Origin of the sequence: Pantoea graminicola (assembly GCF_048452665.1) — a bacterium.
Lineage (GTDB): Bacteria > Pseudomonadota > Gammaproteobacteria > Enterobacterales > Enterobacteriaceae > Pantoea.
Map to the genome: position 1 here is coordinate 202,561 of NZ_JBLWSJ010000006.1, position 17,257 is coordinate 219,817.

The following is a 17,257-nucleotide window of genomic DNA, read 5'->3' on the forward strand; positions in this document are numbered from 1 at the left end:
TGGGGAAAACGTTTACACATCGCATCAGTGTTACGGAAAAGGGCGGACACATCAACCCGACAGAATGCCAGCGTCGTCGCAAAAAGGGGCAAAAACGGCCGCGCCCGCGCATCTTCTGTTGAGGCGCTGCGCCATGTTATGCTCAATCTCTCACCTGGCAACCGTGAAAAATCATAATGAAAACCAAAGTGCCACATCTGGCGCACTGGGGCGCGTTTACCGCCGTCACTGAAAACGATCGCCTGACGGGCTGTGAACCCTTCTTTGCCGATGCCGATCCATCACCGATGATCCATACCCTTCCTGAGCTGGTCTATTCCGACCGTCGTATCCGCCAGCCGATGGTGCGGCGCTCGTGGCTGAAGTCACGCGAGAAGAGTGACCGCTCGCTGCGTGGCCGGGAAGATTTTGTCGCCGTCGACTGGGAAACTGCGCTGGATCTGGTGGCGGAGGAGAATCGCCGCGTGCGCGATCGCTACGGCGCGTCGGGCATCTTTAACGGCTCCTACGGCTGGTCATCAGCCGGTCGCGTCAACCACGCCCGCACACTCGTGCGCCGCTTCTACTTCCAGGGCGGCGGCGGCGTCGATCAGCAGGGTAACTACAGCTGGGGCGCCGCGCAGTTCTTCCTGCCCTATGTGATCGGCACCTATATGCCGCTGACCGGGCGCGTCACGGAATGGCCGCAGGTGGTGGAGCATGCCGAAATTTTTGTCGCCTTCGGCGGACTGGCGCTGAAAAACGCCCAGGTCGCGTCGGGTGGGGCCGGACAGCACAGCCTGAAACCGGCGCTGATGCAGCTGGCCGCCAAAGGCACTCCGGTGATCAACATCAGCCCGATGCGGGATGACTGCCCGGAATTTGTTAACGCTGAATGGATCCCGATTCGCCCGAATACCGATGTGGCGCTGATGCTGGCGCTGGGGCATGAGATCACCCGGTGCGGCGCAGTGGACGAGGCGTTTCTCGCCAGCCACTGCACCGGCTGGCCGCAGCTGCGCGCCTATCTGCTGGGCGAGAGCGATGGGGTGGCCAAAACCGCAGGCTGGGCCAGCCGCATCACCGGCATTCCGGCCGACCGCATTGTCCGGCTGGCGCAGCAGCTTACCGGCAGGCGCAGCTTTATCACCTGCTCCTATTCGGTTCAGCGCGCCCATCGCGGCGAACAGCCTTACTGGATGATGATCGCGCTGTCGTCGATGCTTGGTCAGCCGGGGCTGCCGGGCGCGGGATTTTCGTTCGGACACGGCTCGATGAACAGCGTCGGCAACCCGCGTCAGGAGGGACCTGCGCCGATGATGAGCACCGGCCCGAACCCCAGCGGGCTGTCGATTCCGGTCGCACGCATCAGCGATATGCTGCTTAATCCCGGTCAGCCTTACCGGTTCCAGGGGGAAACGCTGCACTATCCCGACATTCACCTGGTCCACTGGGCAGGCGGTAATCCGTTCCACCATCACCAGCAGCTGAACCGGCTGGTGGAGGGCTGGCAGCGGCCCGACACGGTGGTGGTGCAGGATATCGTCTGGACGCCTGCGGCGCAGATGGCTGACATTGTGCTGCCGGCCACGACCACGCTGGAGCGTAACGACATCGGCGGCTCCTCCCGTGACCGCTTTGTGCTGGCTATGCATCAGGCGATTAAACCGCAGCATCAGGCGCGCAACGACTTCGATATTTTTGCCGATCTGGCCGAGCGCCTGGGCTATCGCGACACCTTCACCGAAGGGCGCAACGAGATGCAGTGGATTGAACATCTCTATCAGCAGTGCGCCACGGCGCATCAGCGTAAAGGCATCGATTTTCCGGAATTTGACGCGTTCTGGCAGCGCGGCTTCGTGGAAATCCCGGAAGGCGGCAAGCCCTATCAGTTTATGGATGCATTCCGGGCCGATCCGCAGGCGCATCCGATCAAGACCGCCAGCGGCAAAATCGAGCTTTTCAGCCAGACCATCGCGGACTATCAGCTGGACGACTTCGCCGGCCATCCGGAATGGCGTGAGCCGCAGGAGTGGCTGGGATCGCCGGTCAGCCGCGACTATCCGCTGCACATGATCTCGATTCAGCCCGCCGACCGGCTGCACAGCCAGCTGGATGCCACCGACACCGTGCAGGGCAATAAAACCGCCGGCCACGAGACGCTCTATATGCATCCAGAGGATGCGGCAGCGCGCGGGCTGGCAGAGGGCGATGAGATTGAGGTGAGTAATGCCCGTGGCGTGATGCTGGCAGGCGTGCGGATCACCGACGGCGTCACACAGGGCGTAGTGATTATCGCGACCGGGGCCTGGTTCGATCCGGGATTCGGCAAAGCCTGGCAACCCTGGGACCGGGCGGGTAACCCGAATGTGCTGACGCTCGACATTGGCACCTCGTCGCTGACGCAGGGACCCAACGCCATGAGTTGCCTGGTGGAAATCAAAAAACATCAGGATTGCACAATAGCGTAAGGATCTCATGGCTGGTTACATTTTGCGGGTAACTGTTGCGTTTGAGTGATGGCAGCCGATCAATCGCCCTTGCTACATTCAGGGTCCCAGAGGTATTGATGGGTGAACATCAATAGATTTTCTTGATTACACCAACCTGCGCAGATGCGCAGGTTTTTTTTGCCCGTCATCTGGCTGCCGATAACGAACTGATACACAGTTTTCCTGTTATACGGCCAGCGCTTTCTTTATAACTGCTGGCACCAGCCCCTTTCTCTTTTTTTGCGCAGCGGAATGCCATGCCCCGGATTAAAAAACTACTGGGAAAAGACCAGATAAAAGCTCCGTTTAACCCTTTTCGTTTTCGGCTGATCTGCCTGGGTGTAATGACCTGCCTGGTGGTACTGCTGGCGCGCGTCGCGGACCTGCAGTTCCTGAATCAGCCGATGCTGGAGCACGAAGCGGATCAGCGTTCACTGCGAACCGTGACGCTGCCCACCAGCCGCGGTACGCTGCTGGATCGCAACGGTGAAGCGCTGGCACTCAGCGTGCCATCGCGCGATATCATCGCCGATCCGCAGCGCGTGCTGGAGAGCAACCCCGATTTTACCAGTGCCAAATGGGCCTATCTGGCTGCCGCGCTGAACACCCGTCCTGAAGAGCTGGCGGCGCAGATCACCGCCAACCCGAAACGTCGCTTCCTCTATCTGGGGCGCAAAGTCGAACTGGGCATCGCCAAAGATATTAAAGAGCTGAAGCTGAAAGGCATCAGCGAAGTCTATGACGACAGCCGCTTCTATCCGATGAGCGAAGCCTCTGCGCCGCTGATTGGCATCGTTGGCGCGGACAATGTGGGCCTGAACGGACTGGAAAAAGGGTTCGATAAGGTACTGCAGGGGGAGCCGGGCAAAGAGGTCTATCGTCAGGATGCGGCAGGCAACATCATCGCGATGATTAACTATCAGCCGCCAACGCAGCCGCCCACTGTTCAGCTCAGCATCGACAAATATGATCAGTACACGCTCTACAGCAAACTGCGCGACGGCGTGCTGCTCAACAAGGCGGACTCCGGTGCCGCGGTGCTGGTGAAAATCGACACCGGTGAGATTCTGGCGATGGCCTCCTATCCGTCGTTCAACCCCAACAACTATGAAGGGGCCACCCCGGCGCAGATGCGTAACTCCGCCATCAACGACAGCTATGAACCGGGTTCGACCGTTAAGCCGCTGGTGGTGATGGAGGCGCTGGAGCGTCACCTGGTGCGGCCGGATTCAGTGATCGACACCACGCCCTACAGCGTCAACGGCCATCTGATCCGTGACGTCGGCCACTGGCCGCGTCTGACCATGACCGGGATCCTGCAGAAGTCGAGTGACATCGGCGTTTCGCACATGGCGCTGGCGATGCCTGCTGAAGCGCTGGTGAATACCTATCACGCCTTTGGGCTGGGCAAGCCGACCGGCCTGGGACTGACCGGTGAAAGCGTCGGTTATTTTCCACTGCACCGCGCCCGCTGGGCGGATATCGAACGGGCCACCTTCTCGTTTGGCTATGGGCTGCGCGTAACGCCGCTGCAGATCGCCCGTGAATACGCCACGCTCGGTTCGTATGGTATCTACCGTCCGCTGTCGATCACCCGCGTGACGCCGCCGGTGCTGGGCAAGCAGGTTGCTAATCCGGAAACGGTGAAAGAGGTGGTGCACATGCTGGAGAGCGACGTGCTGCCGGGCGGAACCGGGCTGAAAGCCGCCGTGCCAGGCTACCGTCTGGCGACCAAAACCGGTACGGCCGAAAAGATGGGCGCCAGCGGCAAATATGATGGCGGCTACGTCAACTACACGGCGGGCCTTGCGCCAGCCAGCCACCCGGAAGTGGCGCTGGTGGTCATGATTAACCATCCGACCGCGGGCGACCACTTCGGTGGCTCGGTTGCGGCGCCGGTGTTCGGGAATATCATGGGGCCAGTGCTGAAGCATATGAACATTGCGCCGGATGCCATCTACACCAAACCGGCGGCCAGTCCTTCGGATAAATCTTAGTTAAATCAGAGTGTAAGCGGGGTGTGAAAGATATACACACCTCGTTGCACTTCCCCGAATTCGGTTGCGTTTTCCCGCTGTCTCTGCGCGGTCGATCAGTGCGAAGATAGCGGTCCCAGAGGTATTGATGGGTGTGAAAACAACACTGCTTCGGCAGTGAGATCCCTGTTATTACACCAACCCACGCAGAAGCGTGGGTTCTTTTTTATCTCTCTGCCTGCCCCGCCTTCTACGCTGCTTCAGCTGCCGTTAAATCATCATCGTTCTTAACAAAACCCTGACTATTTGCCGATAGAAAGGCGCGTCGCCTTTCACTGATAATGGCCGCCGTGAAACCTGGCGCTTTTGCGCACCACCGCCGGTTTTCACTGCCGCATTCCGCACGTTCCGGGATTTCTTTTTCTGCTTATCTGAAGAGTTCGACGATGACTCACCTTTCTCGCCCCGCGCGTTCCACCGGGCTTAAATGGCTGCTTCTGTTGCTGGTGATCGCGATTGTCGCTGGCGTTATCTGGCGTCTGCTGTCGGCAGGGCACGGGCCGGATGAGAGAATGCCGTCGGGCAGACCGGGTGCGGCTGGCATGATGGGCGGCGGTGCCACGCTGGTTCACAGCGGTGTCGCCAGCACGGCGGATGTGCCGGTGTGGCTGAATGCGCTCGGCACGGTGATCCCCAACGCCAGCGTGACGGTGACCAGCCGCGTTGACGGTCAGCTGGAACAGGTGTTCTTTACCGAAGGGCAGAAGGTCAGCGCCGGGCAGCTGCTGGCACAGATCGATCCGCGCAGCTATCAGGCGACGCTGAACCAGTATCAGGCTGAACTCAGCGAAAACCAGGCGCTGCTGAAAAGTGCCGAGCTGACGCTGGCGCGCTACCGCAAACTGGCGGCACAGGATGCGCTCGCGCGGCAGGATCTGGATAGCCAGATTGCCACCGTCGGGCAATATCGTGGCGCTGTTGCCGCCGATCAGGCGCAGATCGCCAGTGCGAAGCTGAGCATAGAGTATGCCCGCATCACCGCTCCGGTCAGCGGGCGCGTCGGTCTGCGTCAGGTCGATCCCGGCAACATGGTGCAGAGCGCCAGCAGCACCGGCCTGGTGACCATCACCCAGATGCAGCCCGCCGCCGTGACGTTCAGCGTGCCGCAGAGTGACATTCCGGCGCTGGTCAATGCACTGCATCAGGGGCAGAGCCTGCCCGCCACGCTGTTCGATCAGGACAACCAGCATCAGCTCGCCCAGGGGGAAGTGAAGTTCATCAGTAACCAGATCGATACCGCTACCGGCACCGTGGCGCTAAAAGCGGTGTTCGCCAACCGGGATGAGTCACTGTTTGCTAACCAGTTTGTGAATATCAGGCTGCAGACCCGGATACTGAAAGGCGCAACGGTGATCCCGGCGCAGGCGCTGCAGCTCAGCAGCGACGGTAGCTTTGTCTTTGTGATCAATCAGGACAACCGCGTGACGCGCAAAGCGGTCACCACCGGCCCGGCGTTCGGAGACGATCAGCAGGCGATCCTCAGCGGCGTTTCACCGGGGGATCGGCTGGTGACCGAAGGGATCGATCGTCTGACCAGCGGCAGTAAGGTGTCACTGGCCGATGAGGCTCCCGCTGCCGGTACTGAGCCGAAATGAATCCGTCACGCCTGTTTATTCTGCGTCCGGTCGCGACCATTCTGCTGATGGTCGGCGTGCTGATCGCGGGCATCTTTGCCTGTAAATTCCTCTCGACCTCGGCGCTGCCGCAGGTGGACTATCCCACGATTCAGGTCACCACACTCTATCCGGGTGCCAGCCCGGATGTGATGGCGTCGTCGGTCACATCACCGCTGGAGCGCCAGTTAGGGCAGATGGCGGGGCTGAGCCAGATGAGCTCGACCAGCGCCAGCGGCGCGTCGATCATTACCCTGAAATTCAGCCTGGAGCTGTCGCTGGATGTCGCCGAGCAGGAGGTGCAGGCGGCGATCAATGCGGCAAATAACCTGCTGCCTGACGATCTGCCCAATCCGCCGACCTACAAAAAGGTCAATCCGGCGGACAGCGCGGTCGTGACGCTGGCAGCCAGCTCCGGCACGCTGCCGCTGACCGAGGTGCAGGACCTGGTGAATACCCGGGTGGCGCTGAAGCTGTCGCAGATTTCCGGTGTCGGGATGGTGACACTGGCGGGCGGCCATCAGCCTGCGATTCGGGTGCAGATGAACCCGCAGGCGCTGGCGGCGCATCATCTGACGCTGGAGGCGGTGAATACGCTGATCGGCAACAGCAACGTCAATGGCTCCAAAGGCGGCTTTGACGGCAAATATCATTCGGTCACTATCGACGCCAACGATCAGCTGCGTACCGCCGACGCGTACGGCAACCTGATCCTGACTTACGAAAATGGTGCGGCGCTGCGCCTGAAAGATATCGCCCATATCGAACAGGGGCCGGAGAACAGCTTCCAGTCGGCATGGGCTGATAACCAGCCTGCGATTGTGATCGGTGTACAGCGTCAACCCGGCGCGAACGTGATTCAGGTGGTAGACAACATCAGGGCGCAGCTTCCTGCACTGCAGGCAGCGCTGCCGGATGGGGTTAAGATGACCATTCTCTCCGACCGCACCCAGACCATTCGCGCCTCAATCAGCGACGTGCAGTTTGAGCTGATGCTGTCGATTGCGCTGGTAGTGATGGTGACCTTCCTGTTCCTGCGGAACGTTGCCGCCACGCTGATCCCCAGCGTTGCGGTGCCGCTGTCGCTGGTCGGCACCTTTGGCGTGATGTATCTGGCGGGCTTCAGCCTGAATAATCTGTCGCTGATGGCGCTGACTATCGCCATCGGTTTTGTCATTGATGACGCCATTGTGGTGGTGGAGAACATCTCCCGGCGTCTGGAGCTGGGCGAGTCACCGATGGAGGCGGCGCTGAAAGGCTCACAGCAGATTGGCTTCACCATTATCTCGCTGACCTTTTCACTGATTGCCGTGCTGATCCCGCTGCTGTTTATGGGCGATGTGGTGGGGCGACTGTTCAGAGAGTTCGCGATTACGCTGGCGGTGGCGATTCTGGTATCGATGGGGGTCTCGCTGACGCTGACCCCGATGCTGTGCGCGTATCTGCTGCGCCACATTCCGCCTGAGCAGCAGTCCGGATTTTCCCGTAAGGGCGGCGCGTTGTTTGACCGCCTGGTGCGCGGTTATGACCGTCTGCTGACCGTGGTGCTGAATCATCAGAAACTGACGCTGCTAGTGGCGCTGGCGACCTTCGGGCTGACGGCACTGCTCTATCTGATGGTGCCGAAAGGCTTCTTTCCGACTCAGGATACCGGGCTGATTCAGGGTGTCACCGTTGCCTCACAGGATGTCTCGTTTAACGCGATGGCGACGCGACAGCAGGCGCTCTCGGCACTGATCCTGAAGAATCCGGCGGTGGAGAGTGTTTCATCGACCATCGGGATCGACGGCACCAACACCAGCCTTAACAGCGGACGGTTACAGATCAACCTGAAGCCGTTTGGTGACCGCGACCTCAGCGCCAGTGACGTCATCAGCCAGCTGAACCAGGCGAGCGCTGATGTGCCGGGTATCCGGCTCTATCTGCAGCCCGCGCAGGATCTCACGGTCAACGATCAGGTCTCGCCGAGTCGGTATCAGTTCACCCTCGACGACGCTGACAGTGAAAATCTGGTCCGCGAGTCGCCTAAACTGATGGCGGCACTGCAGCAGCGGCCCGAGTTTAATGGCGTGGTGAGTAACCTGCAGGATCAGGGGCGCATCGCTTACGTGGCGCTGAACCGGGACAAAGCGGCGCGTTTCGGCATCACGGCGTCGGACGTGGACACCGCGCTCTATAACGCATTTGGTCAGCGCCTGGTTTCGACCATTTTTACCCAGTCGAATCAGTATCGGGTTGTGCTGGAAGTGGCACCGGCCTGGCAGCAGGGGCCGGCGTCATTTGATAATGTCTGGCTGCAGCCCTCCACCAGCAGTAGCAGCATGACGTCATCCAGCAGCACCGCTTCGTCATCAACATCTTCATCTTCATCAACGTCGACGTCGACGTCGACGTCCGCTTCGGCTTCTGACACGACATCCGCCCGCAGCGGCATGGTGAAGCTCACCGCCATCGCCACGATTCATCAGCGCACGGGCTCGCTGATGCACATGCGCCTGAATCAGTTTCCAGCGGTGATGATCTCCTTCAACCTCAACCCGGGCTATTCGCTGGAGGATGCGCAGCGGGCAATCGCCGACGTGCGGCAGCAGCTTCAGCTCCCGGAGAGCACCACGCTGCGCTATCAGGGTGAAACCTCGGCATTTCAGAACGCGACCGGCAACACGCTGTGGCTGATTCTGGCCGCGCTGATCACCATGTATGTGGTGCTCGGCATCCTCTACGAAAGTTTTATTCACCCGGTCACGATTCTCTCAACGCTGCCCTCAGCCGCAGTAGGGGCGCTGCTGACGCTGTTGCTGGCGGGCAGCGAGTTCAGCCTGATTGCGCTGATTGGCGTCATCCTGCTGATAGGTATCGTGAAAAAGAACGCCATCATGATGATTGACTTCGCGCTGGAGGCGGAGCAAAAGCAGCACCTCAGCGCGCGTGAGGCCATTCACCAGGCCTGTCTGCTGCGTTTCCGTCCCATCCTGATGACGACGATGGCGGCGATGCTCGGCGCGCTACCGCTGATGCTCGCCTCCGGCTCGGGTGCCGAACTGCGGCAGCCGCTGGGGCTGGTGATCGTCGGCGGGCTGATTGTCAGTCAGGTGCTGACACTCTTCTCCACGCCGGTGATCTACCTCTGGTTTGACGGACTGGCGCAGCGCGGAAATGCCTGGGTGAAACGCCGTCAGCAGCAGGCACGGAGCGGGCAATGAATCTGACCCGGTTGTTTATCTTTCGCCCGGTAGCGACGCTGCTGCTGACGCTGGCGATCCTGCTGGCCGGCGCGCTGGGCTACCGGCTGCTGCCGGTGGCACCGCTGCCACAGGTTGATTTCCCGACTATCATGGTCAGCGCCAGCCTGGCGGGGGCCAGTCCGGAAACCATGGCGGCAACGGTCGCTACGCCACTGGAACGTGCGCTGGGGCAGATTGCCGGTATCAGCGAGATGACCTCCAGCAGCTCGCAGGGTTCCAGCAGCATCATCCTGCAGTTTGAGCTGGACCGCGACATCAATGGCGCGGCGCGCGACGTGCAGGCCGCGATCAACGCGGCACGCAGCCTGCTGCCGAGCGCGATGGCCTCGCTGCCGACCTATCGCAAGGCAAACCCCTCGGACGCGCCGATCGTCATGCTGGCGCTGACCTCCGCCACCCGCACGCCTGGCGAGCTTTACGATCTGGCAGAGAGCAAGATCGAACAGGCGATGGGGCAGGTGCAGGGCGTTGGCGAAGTGTCGCTGATGGGCAGCGCCTTACCGGCGGTGCGGATTGATCTGCAGCCGCGGAAGCTGATCCATTACGGCATCTCGCTGGAGACGGTGCGTACTGCCGTCGCCAGCAGCACCACTAATCTGCCCAAAGGGATCTTACAGGGCAGTGGTCAGTCGTGGCTGGTGGACAGCAATGGTCAGCTGGAGAAGGCGGCCAGCTATCGCGATCTGATCGTTACCTGGCAGCAGGGCAAGGCGGTGCGGCTTCGCGATGTCGCGACCGTCTACGATTCGGTAGAAGATCGCTATCAGGCGGGATTTCTGAATGCCACGCCTGCCGTGATGATCGGCATCAAACGTCAGGCGGGCGCTAACATGCTCGAAACCATCGACGCGATCAAAGCGCAGTTGCCGCTGCTGGAGAATAGCCTGCCTGCGGACAGCCAGCTGAAGGTGGTGATTGACCGCTCGCCTGGCGTGCGCGCCTCGCTCTATGACACCGAAGAGACGCTGCTGATTGCGGTGCTGCTGGTCATCGCGGTGGTGTTTATCTTCCTGCGCAACATGCAGGCGGTGATCGTTCCGGCACTGGCGTTGCCGGTGTCGCTGATCGGCACCTGTGCGGTGATGTATCTGCTGGGGTACAGCCTGGATAATCTGTCGCTGATGGCGCTGATTATCTCTACCGGCTTCGTGGTGGATGATGCGATCGTGGTGCTGGAGAACATCACCCGTCACATTGAACGCGGGCTAAGCCCGCTGCGGGCGGCGCTGCGTGGGGCGCAGGAGGTGAGTTTCACCGTGCTGTCGATGACCGTGTCGCTGATCGCAGTGTACATCCCGATCCTGCTGATGGGCAGCCTTGTCGGGCGGCTGTTCCGTGAGTTTGCCGTCACGCTCACGGTGTCGCTGCTGATCTCGCTGTTTGTCTCGCTCAGCCTGACGCCGATGCTTTGCGCGCGCCTGCTTAAACCCAGGCCGCCTGTCAGCCAGCGGCCGCATCCACTCTGGCAGTTTATTGAAAACCCGCTGAGTCGCCTGCTGGCCGCCTACGGGCGCGGGCTGGCCTGGGTGATGCGCCATCAGAAACTGACGCTGCTCAGTCTGCTGCTGACAGTGCTGCTGAATGTTTTTCTGTTTACCGTGGTGCAGAAGGGCTTTTTCCCGAACCAGGACACCGGGCTGCTGATGGGCGCGTTGCGTGCCGATCAGAACATTTCGTTTCAGGCGATGAAGCCAAAAATGCTGATGTTTACCCGAATCATTCAGGCGGATCCGGCGGTCCAGAGCGTGATGTCGTCAATGGGCAGCGGGATGTTCGGCTCCCGCAACAGCGCCAACTTCTTTGTGCGGCTGAAGGACTTTGATCAGCACGACGCCACGGCCAGCGACGTGGCAAACCGGCTGACGCGCAAAACCAGCCATATCGCCGGGGCACAGATGTTCCTGATGGCGGCACAGGATCTGCACATTGGCGGGCGCAGCGCTAATGCAACCTATCAGTACAGCCTGCAGGCTGACGATCTTGATCTGCTGCGGGTCTGGACGCCGAAGGTGCAGACGGCGCTGGCGGCCATCCCTCAGCTCAACAGCGTGGACTCTGATTCCCAGACCGGCGGGCAGGAGGTGGTGCTGATAATTGACCGTGACCGCGCCACCCGGCTGGGCGTCAACGTGAAAATGCTCGATACGCTGCTGAACAATGCCTTCAGCCAGCGACAGATCGCGACGCTTTACCACACGCTGAATCAGTATCATGTCGTGATGTCACTGCAGGACAGCGACACCGCAAATCCGGAGACGCTGCAGCAGCTCTATGTGATTAACGACAGCGGTGACCGGGTGCCGCTCGCCGCGTTTGCCCGCTTTAGCGGCGGCAATGCGCCGCTGTCGGTGGCGCATCAGGGCCAGTCTGCCACCAGCACGGTAGCGTTCAATCTCAACGAGGGCGTCTCGCTGGAACAGGCGCAGGAACGGATTAAACAGGCAATGGCGAAGCTGGGCCTGCCATCGACCATTCATGCCGGTTTCGCCGGTACCGCCGCCGCGTTTTCACAGCTGACTGCCACCATGCCGTGGCTGATTCTGGCGGCGCTGGCGGCGGTCTATATCGTGCTCGGCGTCCTCTATGAGAGCTATATCCACCCGCTGACCATTCTCTCAACCCTGCCGTCAGCGGGCGTCGGGGCGCTGTTACTCCTGCTGCTGACCAACACACAACTCACGCTGATTGCGCTGATTGGCATCATCCTGCTGATCGGCATCGTGAAAAAGAACGCCATCATGATGATCGATTTTGCCATCGACGCAGAACGGCGGCAGGGGCTGTCGCCGCAGCAGGCGATCACGCAGGCGTGTCTGATGCGCTTCCGGCCCATCATGATGACCACGCTGGCCGCCTTTTTCGGTGCCTTGCCGCTGGCGCTGGGCAGCGGCGGTGACGCCGATCTGCGCAGTCCGCTGGGAATCGCTATCGCGGGCGGACTGGCGCTCAGCCAGCTGCTGACGCTGTTTACCACGCCGGTTGTTTATCTGTGGCTCGATCGTCTGGGTCGCGCCACTCAACGTCAATGGCGTCGTCTGCGCCATGCGGAATCCTGAACCATGAAACCTTATCTCCCGTTTATTGTGCTGCTGCTGGCTGGCTGCAGCGTTGGCCCCGACTATCAGCGCCCATCGATGGCGATGCCGGTTCACTATAAAGAGGCACGGGGCTGGCAGCCGGCGACGCCGCGTGATGCGCAAAGCAAAGGCGAATGGTGGTTGGTGTACCATGACGCCACGCTGAGCGGGCTGCTGAGTCAGGTCAGTGTGTCGAATCAGAACGTAGCGACCTACAGTGCGCAGTACCGGCAGGCGCAGGCGCTGGCGGCAGAGTCACGCGCGGCGCTGTTTCCCTCGCTGGGCTATGACGGCAGCGTAACGCGCAGCGGCAGTCAAATCACTACCAGCAGCAGCCATCAGGCGGCGCTGAGCGCCAGCTGGGAACTGGATCTGTGGGGCAAACTGCGGCGTACGCTGGAGGAGGATCGCGCCAGCGCCTCGGCCAGCGCGGCGGAACTGGCTAATATCACCCTGAGCGCCCAGTCAGAGCTGGCGCAGGACTATTTCCAGCTGCGGATCATGGATCAGAAAATCGCACGCTATCAGCAGAGCGTTGACGCCTATCAGCGCTACCTGAACGTGATCGGCCGCCAGTATCAGGCGGGCACCGCATCGCGTGCCACTCTGGCACAGGCGCAGCTGCAACTGGAGAGTGCCCGCGCCTCGGCGCAGGATGAGCAGTGGCAGCGTGCGCAGATGGAGCATGCCATTGCGCTGCTGGTCGGCAAAGCCCCCGCCGACTTCAGTCTGGCCGCCGCGCCGCTGACCGCTACGCCGCCCGCGATTCCGGCCGCCCTGCCGGGCGAGCTGTTGCAGCGCCGTCCTGACATTGCGTACGCTGAACGCAATATGGCCGCCGCCAATGCGGCCGTGGGTGTGGCGGTGGCCGGGTACTATCCCGATCTTACCCTGAGCGCCAGCGCGGGTGTCAGTTCGTCGGTGCTGCACTCGCTGTTCTCGCTGCCGAGCCGCGTCTGGTCGCTGGGGCCGGAACTCAGCGGCACGCTGTTCGACGCGGGCGCGACCTCAGCGAAGGTCGATCAGGCGCGGGCGGGCTGGGAGGCCAGCGTCGCAACCTATCGTCAGACGGTGCTGACGGCCATGCAGGAGGTGGAGGACAAGCTGGTAGAGCTGAATACGCTGCAGGGCGAGATCGCAGCACAGCAGCGCGCCACCGACGCGGCGCAGACCTCGGCGCGGGTGACGCGTCTGCAGTATGACGCGGGCATGATTAACTACCTGGATGTGGCAACCACGGAGAACAGTAGCCTGAGTGCGCAGCAGAGTTTGCTGACGCTGCAGAGCACGCAGTGGGTCAGCAGCGTGGCGCTGATTGCCGCGCTGGGCGGCAGCTGGCAGGCGCCCTGAGGTCGCGCCGTAACGCCGATAATTCTGTTGTCGAACCGCGTTAAATCCTGCATCGTGAGGGGCTATTTTCATGATGCTAAGGAGCCGGCATGGTTTTCACACTTTTGCGCCTGATATTTCGCCTGTTGTGGCGGGTCGAACTGCGGGGCGATGTCACCGAACTGAACAAACAGAAGGTATTGATCACGCCGAACCATATGTCGTTTCTCGACGGCATATTGCTGGCGCTATTTTTGCCGATCAAGCCGGTCTTCGCTATCTATAGCACCATCAGCGAAAGCTGGTTTATGCGCCTGGTGAAACCCTTTATCGATTTTGTGCCGCTGGACCCGACGCGTCCGATGGCGCTGAAGCAGCTGGTCCGACTGATCGACACCGGCCGTCCGGTGGTGATCTTCCCCGAAGGCCGGATTACGGTGACCGGCTCGCTGATGAAGATCTACAGCGGCGCAGGCTTTGTCGCGGCGCGTTCCGGCGCCAGCGTGGTGCCTGTGCGCATCGAAGGCGCGGAGTTTACGCCCTTTGGTCGTCTGGCGGGGGTGTTTAAGCGTCGTCTCTTCCCGCGCATCACCCTGAGCATTCTGCCCGCCACCCGCATTCCGATGCCGGAGGCGAAACGGGCGCGCGATCGGCGCGTGCTGGCCGGTGAGCACCTGCACCATGTGATGATGGAAGCGCGCATGGCGGTGCGTCCGCGTGAAACGCTGTTCGAGGCGTTTCTGGCGGCACGAACGCGTTACGGCGCGTTTAAGCGCTGCATCGAAGATGTCAATTTCAAACCCGACAGCTACAACGGCCTGCTGAAGAAGTCGCTGGGCGTGGGGCGCATTCTGGAGCGCTACAGTCAGCCGCGTGAGGTGGTGGGGCTGCTGCTGCCCAATACCACCGTCACGGCGGCGGCGATTTTCGGTGCCACGCTGCGCGGGCGCGTGCCAGCGATGCTCAACTACACCGCGGGCGTTAACGGCATGCGGGCGGCGCTGACCGCCGCGCAGATCAAAACGATCTTTACCTCGCGTCAGTTCCTGGAGAAGGGCAATCTGTGGCATCTGCCGCAGGGGCTGGATGAGGTGCAGTGGATCTATCTGGAAGATCTGAAAGAGACCGTTACCGGCAAGGACAAGCTGTGGATCCTCGCCCATCTGCTGATGCCGCGCCGTGCGCAGCTGCCCCAGCAGCCGGAAGACGCGGCGATGGTGCTCTTCACTTCCGGTTCGGAAGGGCACCCTAAAGGGGTGGTGCATTCGCATAAAAGCCTGCTGGCCAACGTCGAACAGATCCGAACCGTGGCAGACTTCACGCCGCGTGACCGTTTTATGTCGGCGCTGCCGCTGTTTCATGCGTTTGGCCTGACCGTGGGGCTATTCACGCCGCTGATGACCGGCGCGCAGGTCTTTCTCTATCCCAGCCCGCTGCACTACCGCATCGTGCCGGAGCTGGTGTATGACCGTAACTGCACCGTGCTGTTTGGCACCTCCACCTTCCTGGGTAACTACGCACGCTTTGCCGCGCCCTACGATTTTGCCCGTCTGCGCTACGTGGTTGCGGGTGCGGAGAAACTGCAGGAGCAGACCCGCCAGACTTATATGGAGAAGTATGGCATTCGCATCCTCGAAGGCTACGGCGTCACCGAGTGTGCGCCGGTGGTGGCGATCAACGTGCCGATGGCGACAAAAGCGCACACCGTGGGACGGATTCTGCCGGGCATGGATTCACGCCTGATGTCGGTGCCGGGCATTGAGCAGGGCGGACGACTGCAACTGCGCGGACCAAACGTGATGAAGGGCTACCTGCGGGTAGAAAACCCTGGCGTGCTGGAGACGCCGGTTGCCGACGATGGCGAAGGCAATATGGAAGCGGGCTGGTATGACACCGGCGATATCGTCAGCTTCGACGAGGGCGGTTTCTGCCAGATTCAGGGGCGGGCCAAACGCTTTGCCAAGATCGCCGGGGAGATGGTATCGCTGGAGATCGTGGAACAGATCGCCCTTAAAGCGTCGCCGGACCGACAGCATGCCGCCTCGCTGCGCCCGGATGGTCAGCGTGGTGAGGCGCTGGTGCTGTTCACCACCGATGCTGAGCTGGCGCGCGACAGCCTGCAGAAAGCGGCGCGTGAGCTGGGCGCGCCGGAGCTGGCGCTACCGCGCGATATCCGGGTCGTGAAACAGTTACCGCTGCTCGGCAGCGGCAAACCCGATTACGTGACGCTGAAGAAAATGGCGGAAGAGGAGAAGTAATGCGCCTGGATCCCAATGCGCCGCTGATGTCGCGCGGCATGATCGCCGTGATTATCGCCCAGTTCTTTTCGGCCTTTGGCGACAACGCGCTGCTGTTTGCCACGCTGGCGGTACTGAAAAGTCAGTTCTATCCCGACTGGAGCCAGCCGGTATTACAGATGCTGTTTGTTGCCGCCTATATTCTGCTGGCGCCGTTTGTTGGTCAGGTGGCGGACAGCATGGCAAAAGGGCGTGTGATGATGCTCGCCAACAGCCTGAAACTGCTGGGTGCGCTGGTGATCTGTTTCGGCTTCAATCCCTTCGTCGGCTATACCCTGGTGGGCGCGGGTGCCGCAGCCTACTCACCGGCCAAATATGGCATCCTGGGGGAGATCACGCACGGCGATAAGCTGGTAAAAGCCAACGGGCTGATGGAGGCGTCTACCATCGCCGCCATCCTGCTCGGCTCGGTAGCGGGCGGGATGCTGGCCGACTGGCATATCCTGGCGGCACTGGGGATCTGTGCGCTGACCTACGGCATCGCTGTCATCGCGAACCTGTTTATCCCGAAGCTGCAGGCTGCCCGTCCCGGTCAGAACTGGCAGCCTGGCATGATGGTGCGCCGCTTCTTCGCTGCCGTCATGCTGTTGTGGCGTGACGCGGAGACGCGCTTCTCGCTGCTCGGCACCAGTCTGTTCTGGGGCGCAGGCGTGACGCTGCGTTTCCTGCTGGTGCTCTGGGTGCCGGTGGCGCTGGGCATCAATGACAACACCACGCCAACCACCCTGAATGCCATGGTCGCGATCGGGATTGTGATTGGCGCGGCGGCGGCGGCGAAGCTGGTGACGCTGGAGACCGTGCGTCGCTGTATGCCGGCCGGGGTGCTGATTGGCGTCATGGTCGTGCTCTTCTCGCTGCAGCACGCTCTGCTGAATGCTTATCTGATACTGATGCTGGTTGGTGCGCTGGGCGGGTTCTTTGTGGTGCCGCTGAATGCGCTGCTGCAGGCGCGGGGCAAAGAGAGCGTCGGCTCCGGTAATGCCATTGCGGTGCAGAATCTGGGTGAGAACAGCGCCATGCTGATCATGCTGGGACTCTATACGCTGGCGATCAGGGCGGGTGCGCCTGCGGTGGCGACGGGCATCGGCTTCGGTGTGCTGTTTGCGCTGGCGATAGCGCTGCTGTGGCTGTGGCGTCCGGCTAAGCGGTAAAACGGCTTCGCCGCCTGCCAGCGTTCGCGGCAGGCGGC

General features: G+C 61.4%; 8 protein-coding genes. All 8 read left to right on the top strand.

Annotated elements, in window-relative coordinates; translation table 11 throughout:
• The first annotated feature begins 176 nt into the window (after positions 1–176).
• The 8 genes from ACNY69_RS15650 (at position 177) to lplT (ending at position 17,219) form a co-directional block, all read left to right on the top strand.
• Complete coding sequence (locus tag ACNY69_RS15650; RefSeq protein ID WP_418799092.1) at positions 177–2,450, top strand: molybdopterin guanine dinucleotide-containing S/N-oxide reductase; 2,274 nt, start codon at positions 177–179, stop codon at positions 2,448–2,450.
• A gap of 278 nt (positions 2,451–2,728) precedes the next feature.
• A complete protein-coding gene (locus ACNY69_RS15655; protein WP_111138552.1) occupies positions 2,729–4,468 on the top strand; it encodes a penicillin-binding transpeptidase domain-containing protein in 1,740 nt (579 codons plus the stop codon).
• 425 nt (positions 4,469–4,893) lie between these two features.
• A complete protein-coding gene (locus ACNY69_RS15660; protein ID WP_293774170.1) occupies positions 4,894–6,102 on the top strand; it encodes an efflux RND transporter periplasmic adaptor subunit in 1,209 nt (402 codons plus the stop codon).
• Complete coding sequence (locus tag ACNY69_RS15665) at positions 6,099–9,323, top strand: efflux RND transporter permease subunit (RefSeq protein WP_293774168.1); 3,225 nt, start codon at positions 6,099–6,101, stop codon at positions 9,321–9,323. Before ACNY69_RS15660 ends, ACNY69_RS15665 begins: the two co-directional genes overlap by 4 nt.
• On the top strand, positions 9,320–12,421 hold the full coding sequence (locus ACNY69_RS15670; protein ID WP_418799095.1) for an efflux RND transporter permease subunit: 3,102 nt from the start codon (positions 9,320–9,322) through the stop codon (positions 12,419–12,421). The genes ACNY69_RS15665 and ACNY69_RS15670 overlap by 4 nt, the downstream gene beginning before the upstream one ends.
• Before the next feature lie 3 nt (positions 12,422–12,424).
• Positions 12,425–13,792 carry an efflux transporter outer membrane subunit gene (locus tag ACNY69_RS15675; protein WP_111138549.1) on the top strand — a complete coding sequence of 456 codons (1,368 nt, stop codon included), beginning with the start codon at positions 12,425–12,427 and terminating at the stop codon, positions 13,790–13,792.
• Positions 13,793–13,881: 89 nt separating this feature from the next.
• Positions 13,882–16,029 carry a bifunctional acyl-ACP--phospholipid O-acyltransferase/long-chain-fatty-acid--ACP ligase gene (gene aas / locus ACNY69_RS15680; RefSeq protein ID WP_367396034.1) on the top strand — a complete coding sequence of 716 codons (2,148 nt, stop codon included), beginning with the start codon at positions 13,882–13,884 and terminating at the stop codon, positions 16,027–16,029.
• Positions 16,029–17,219 (top strand): lysophospholipid transporter LplT, encoded by a 1,191-nt coding sequence (gene lplT, locus ACNY69_RS15685; RefSeq protein ID WP_111138547.1) that lies wholly within the window; start codon positions 16,029–16,031, stop codon positions 17,217–17,219. The genes aas and lplT overlap by 1 nt, the downstream gene beginning before the upstream one ends.
• Positions 17,220–17,257: the final 38 nt, after the last annotated feature.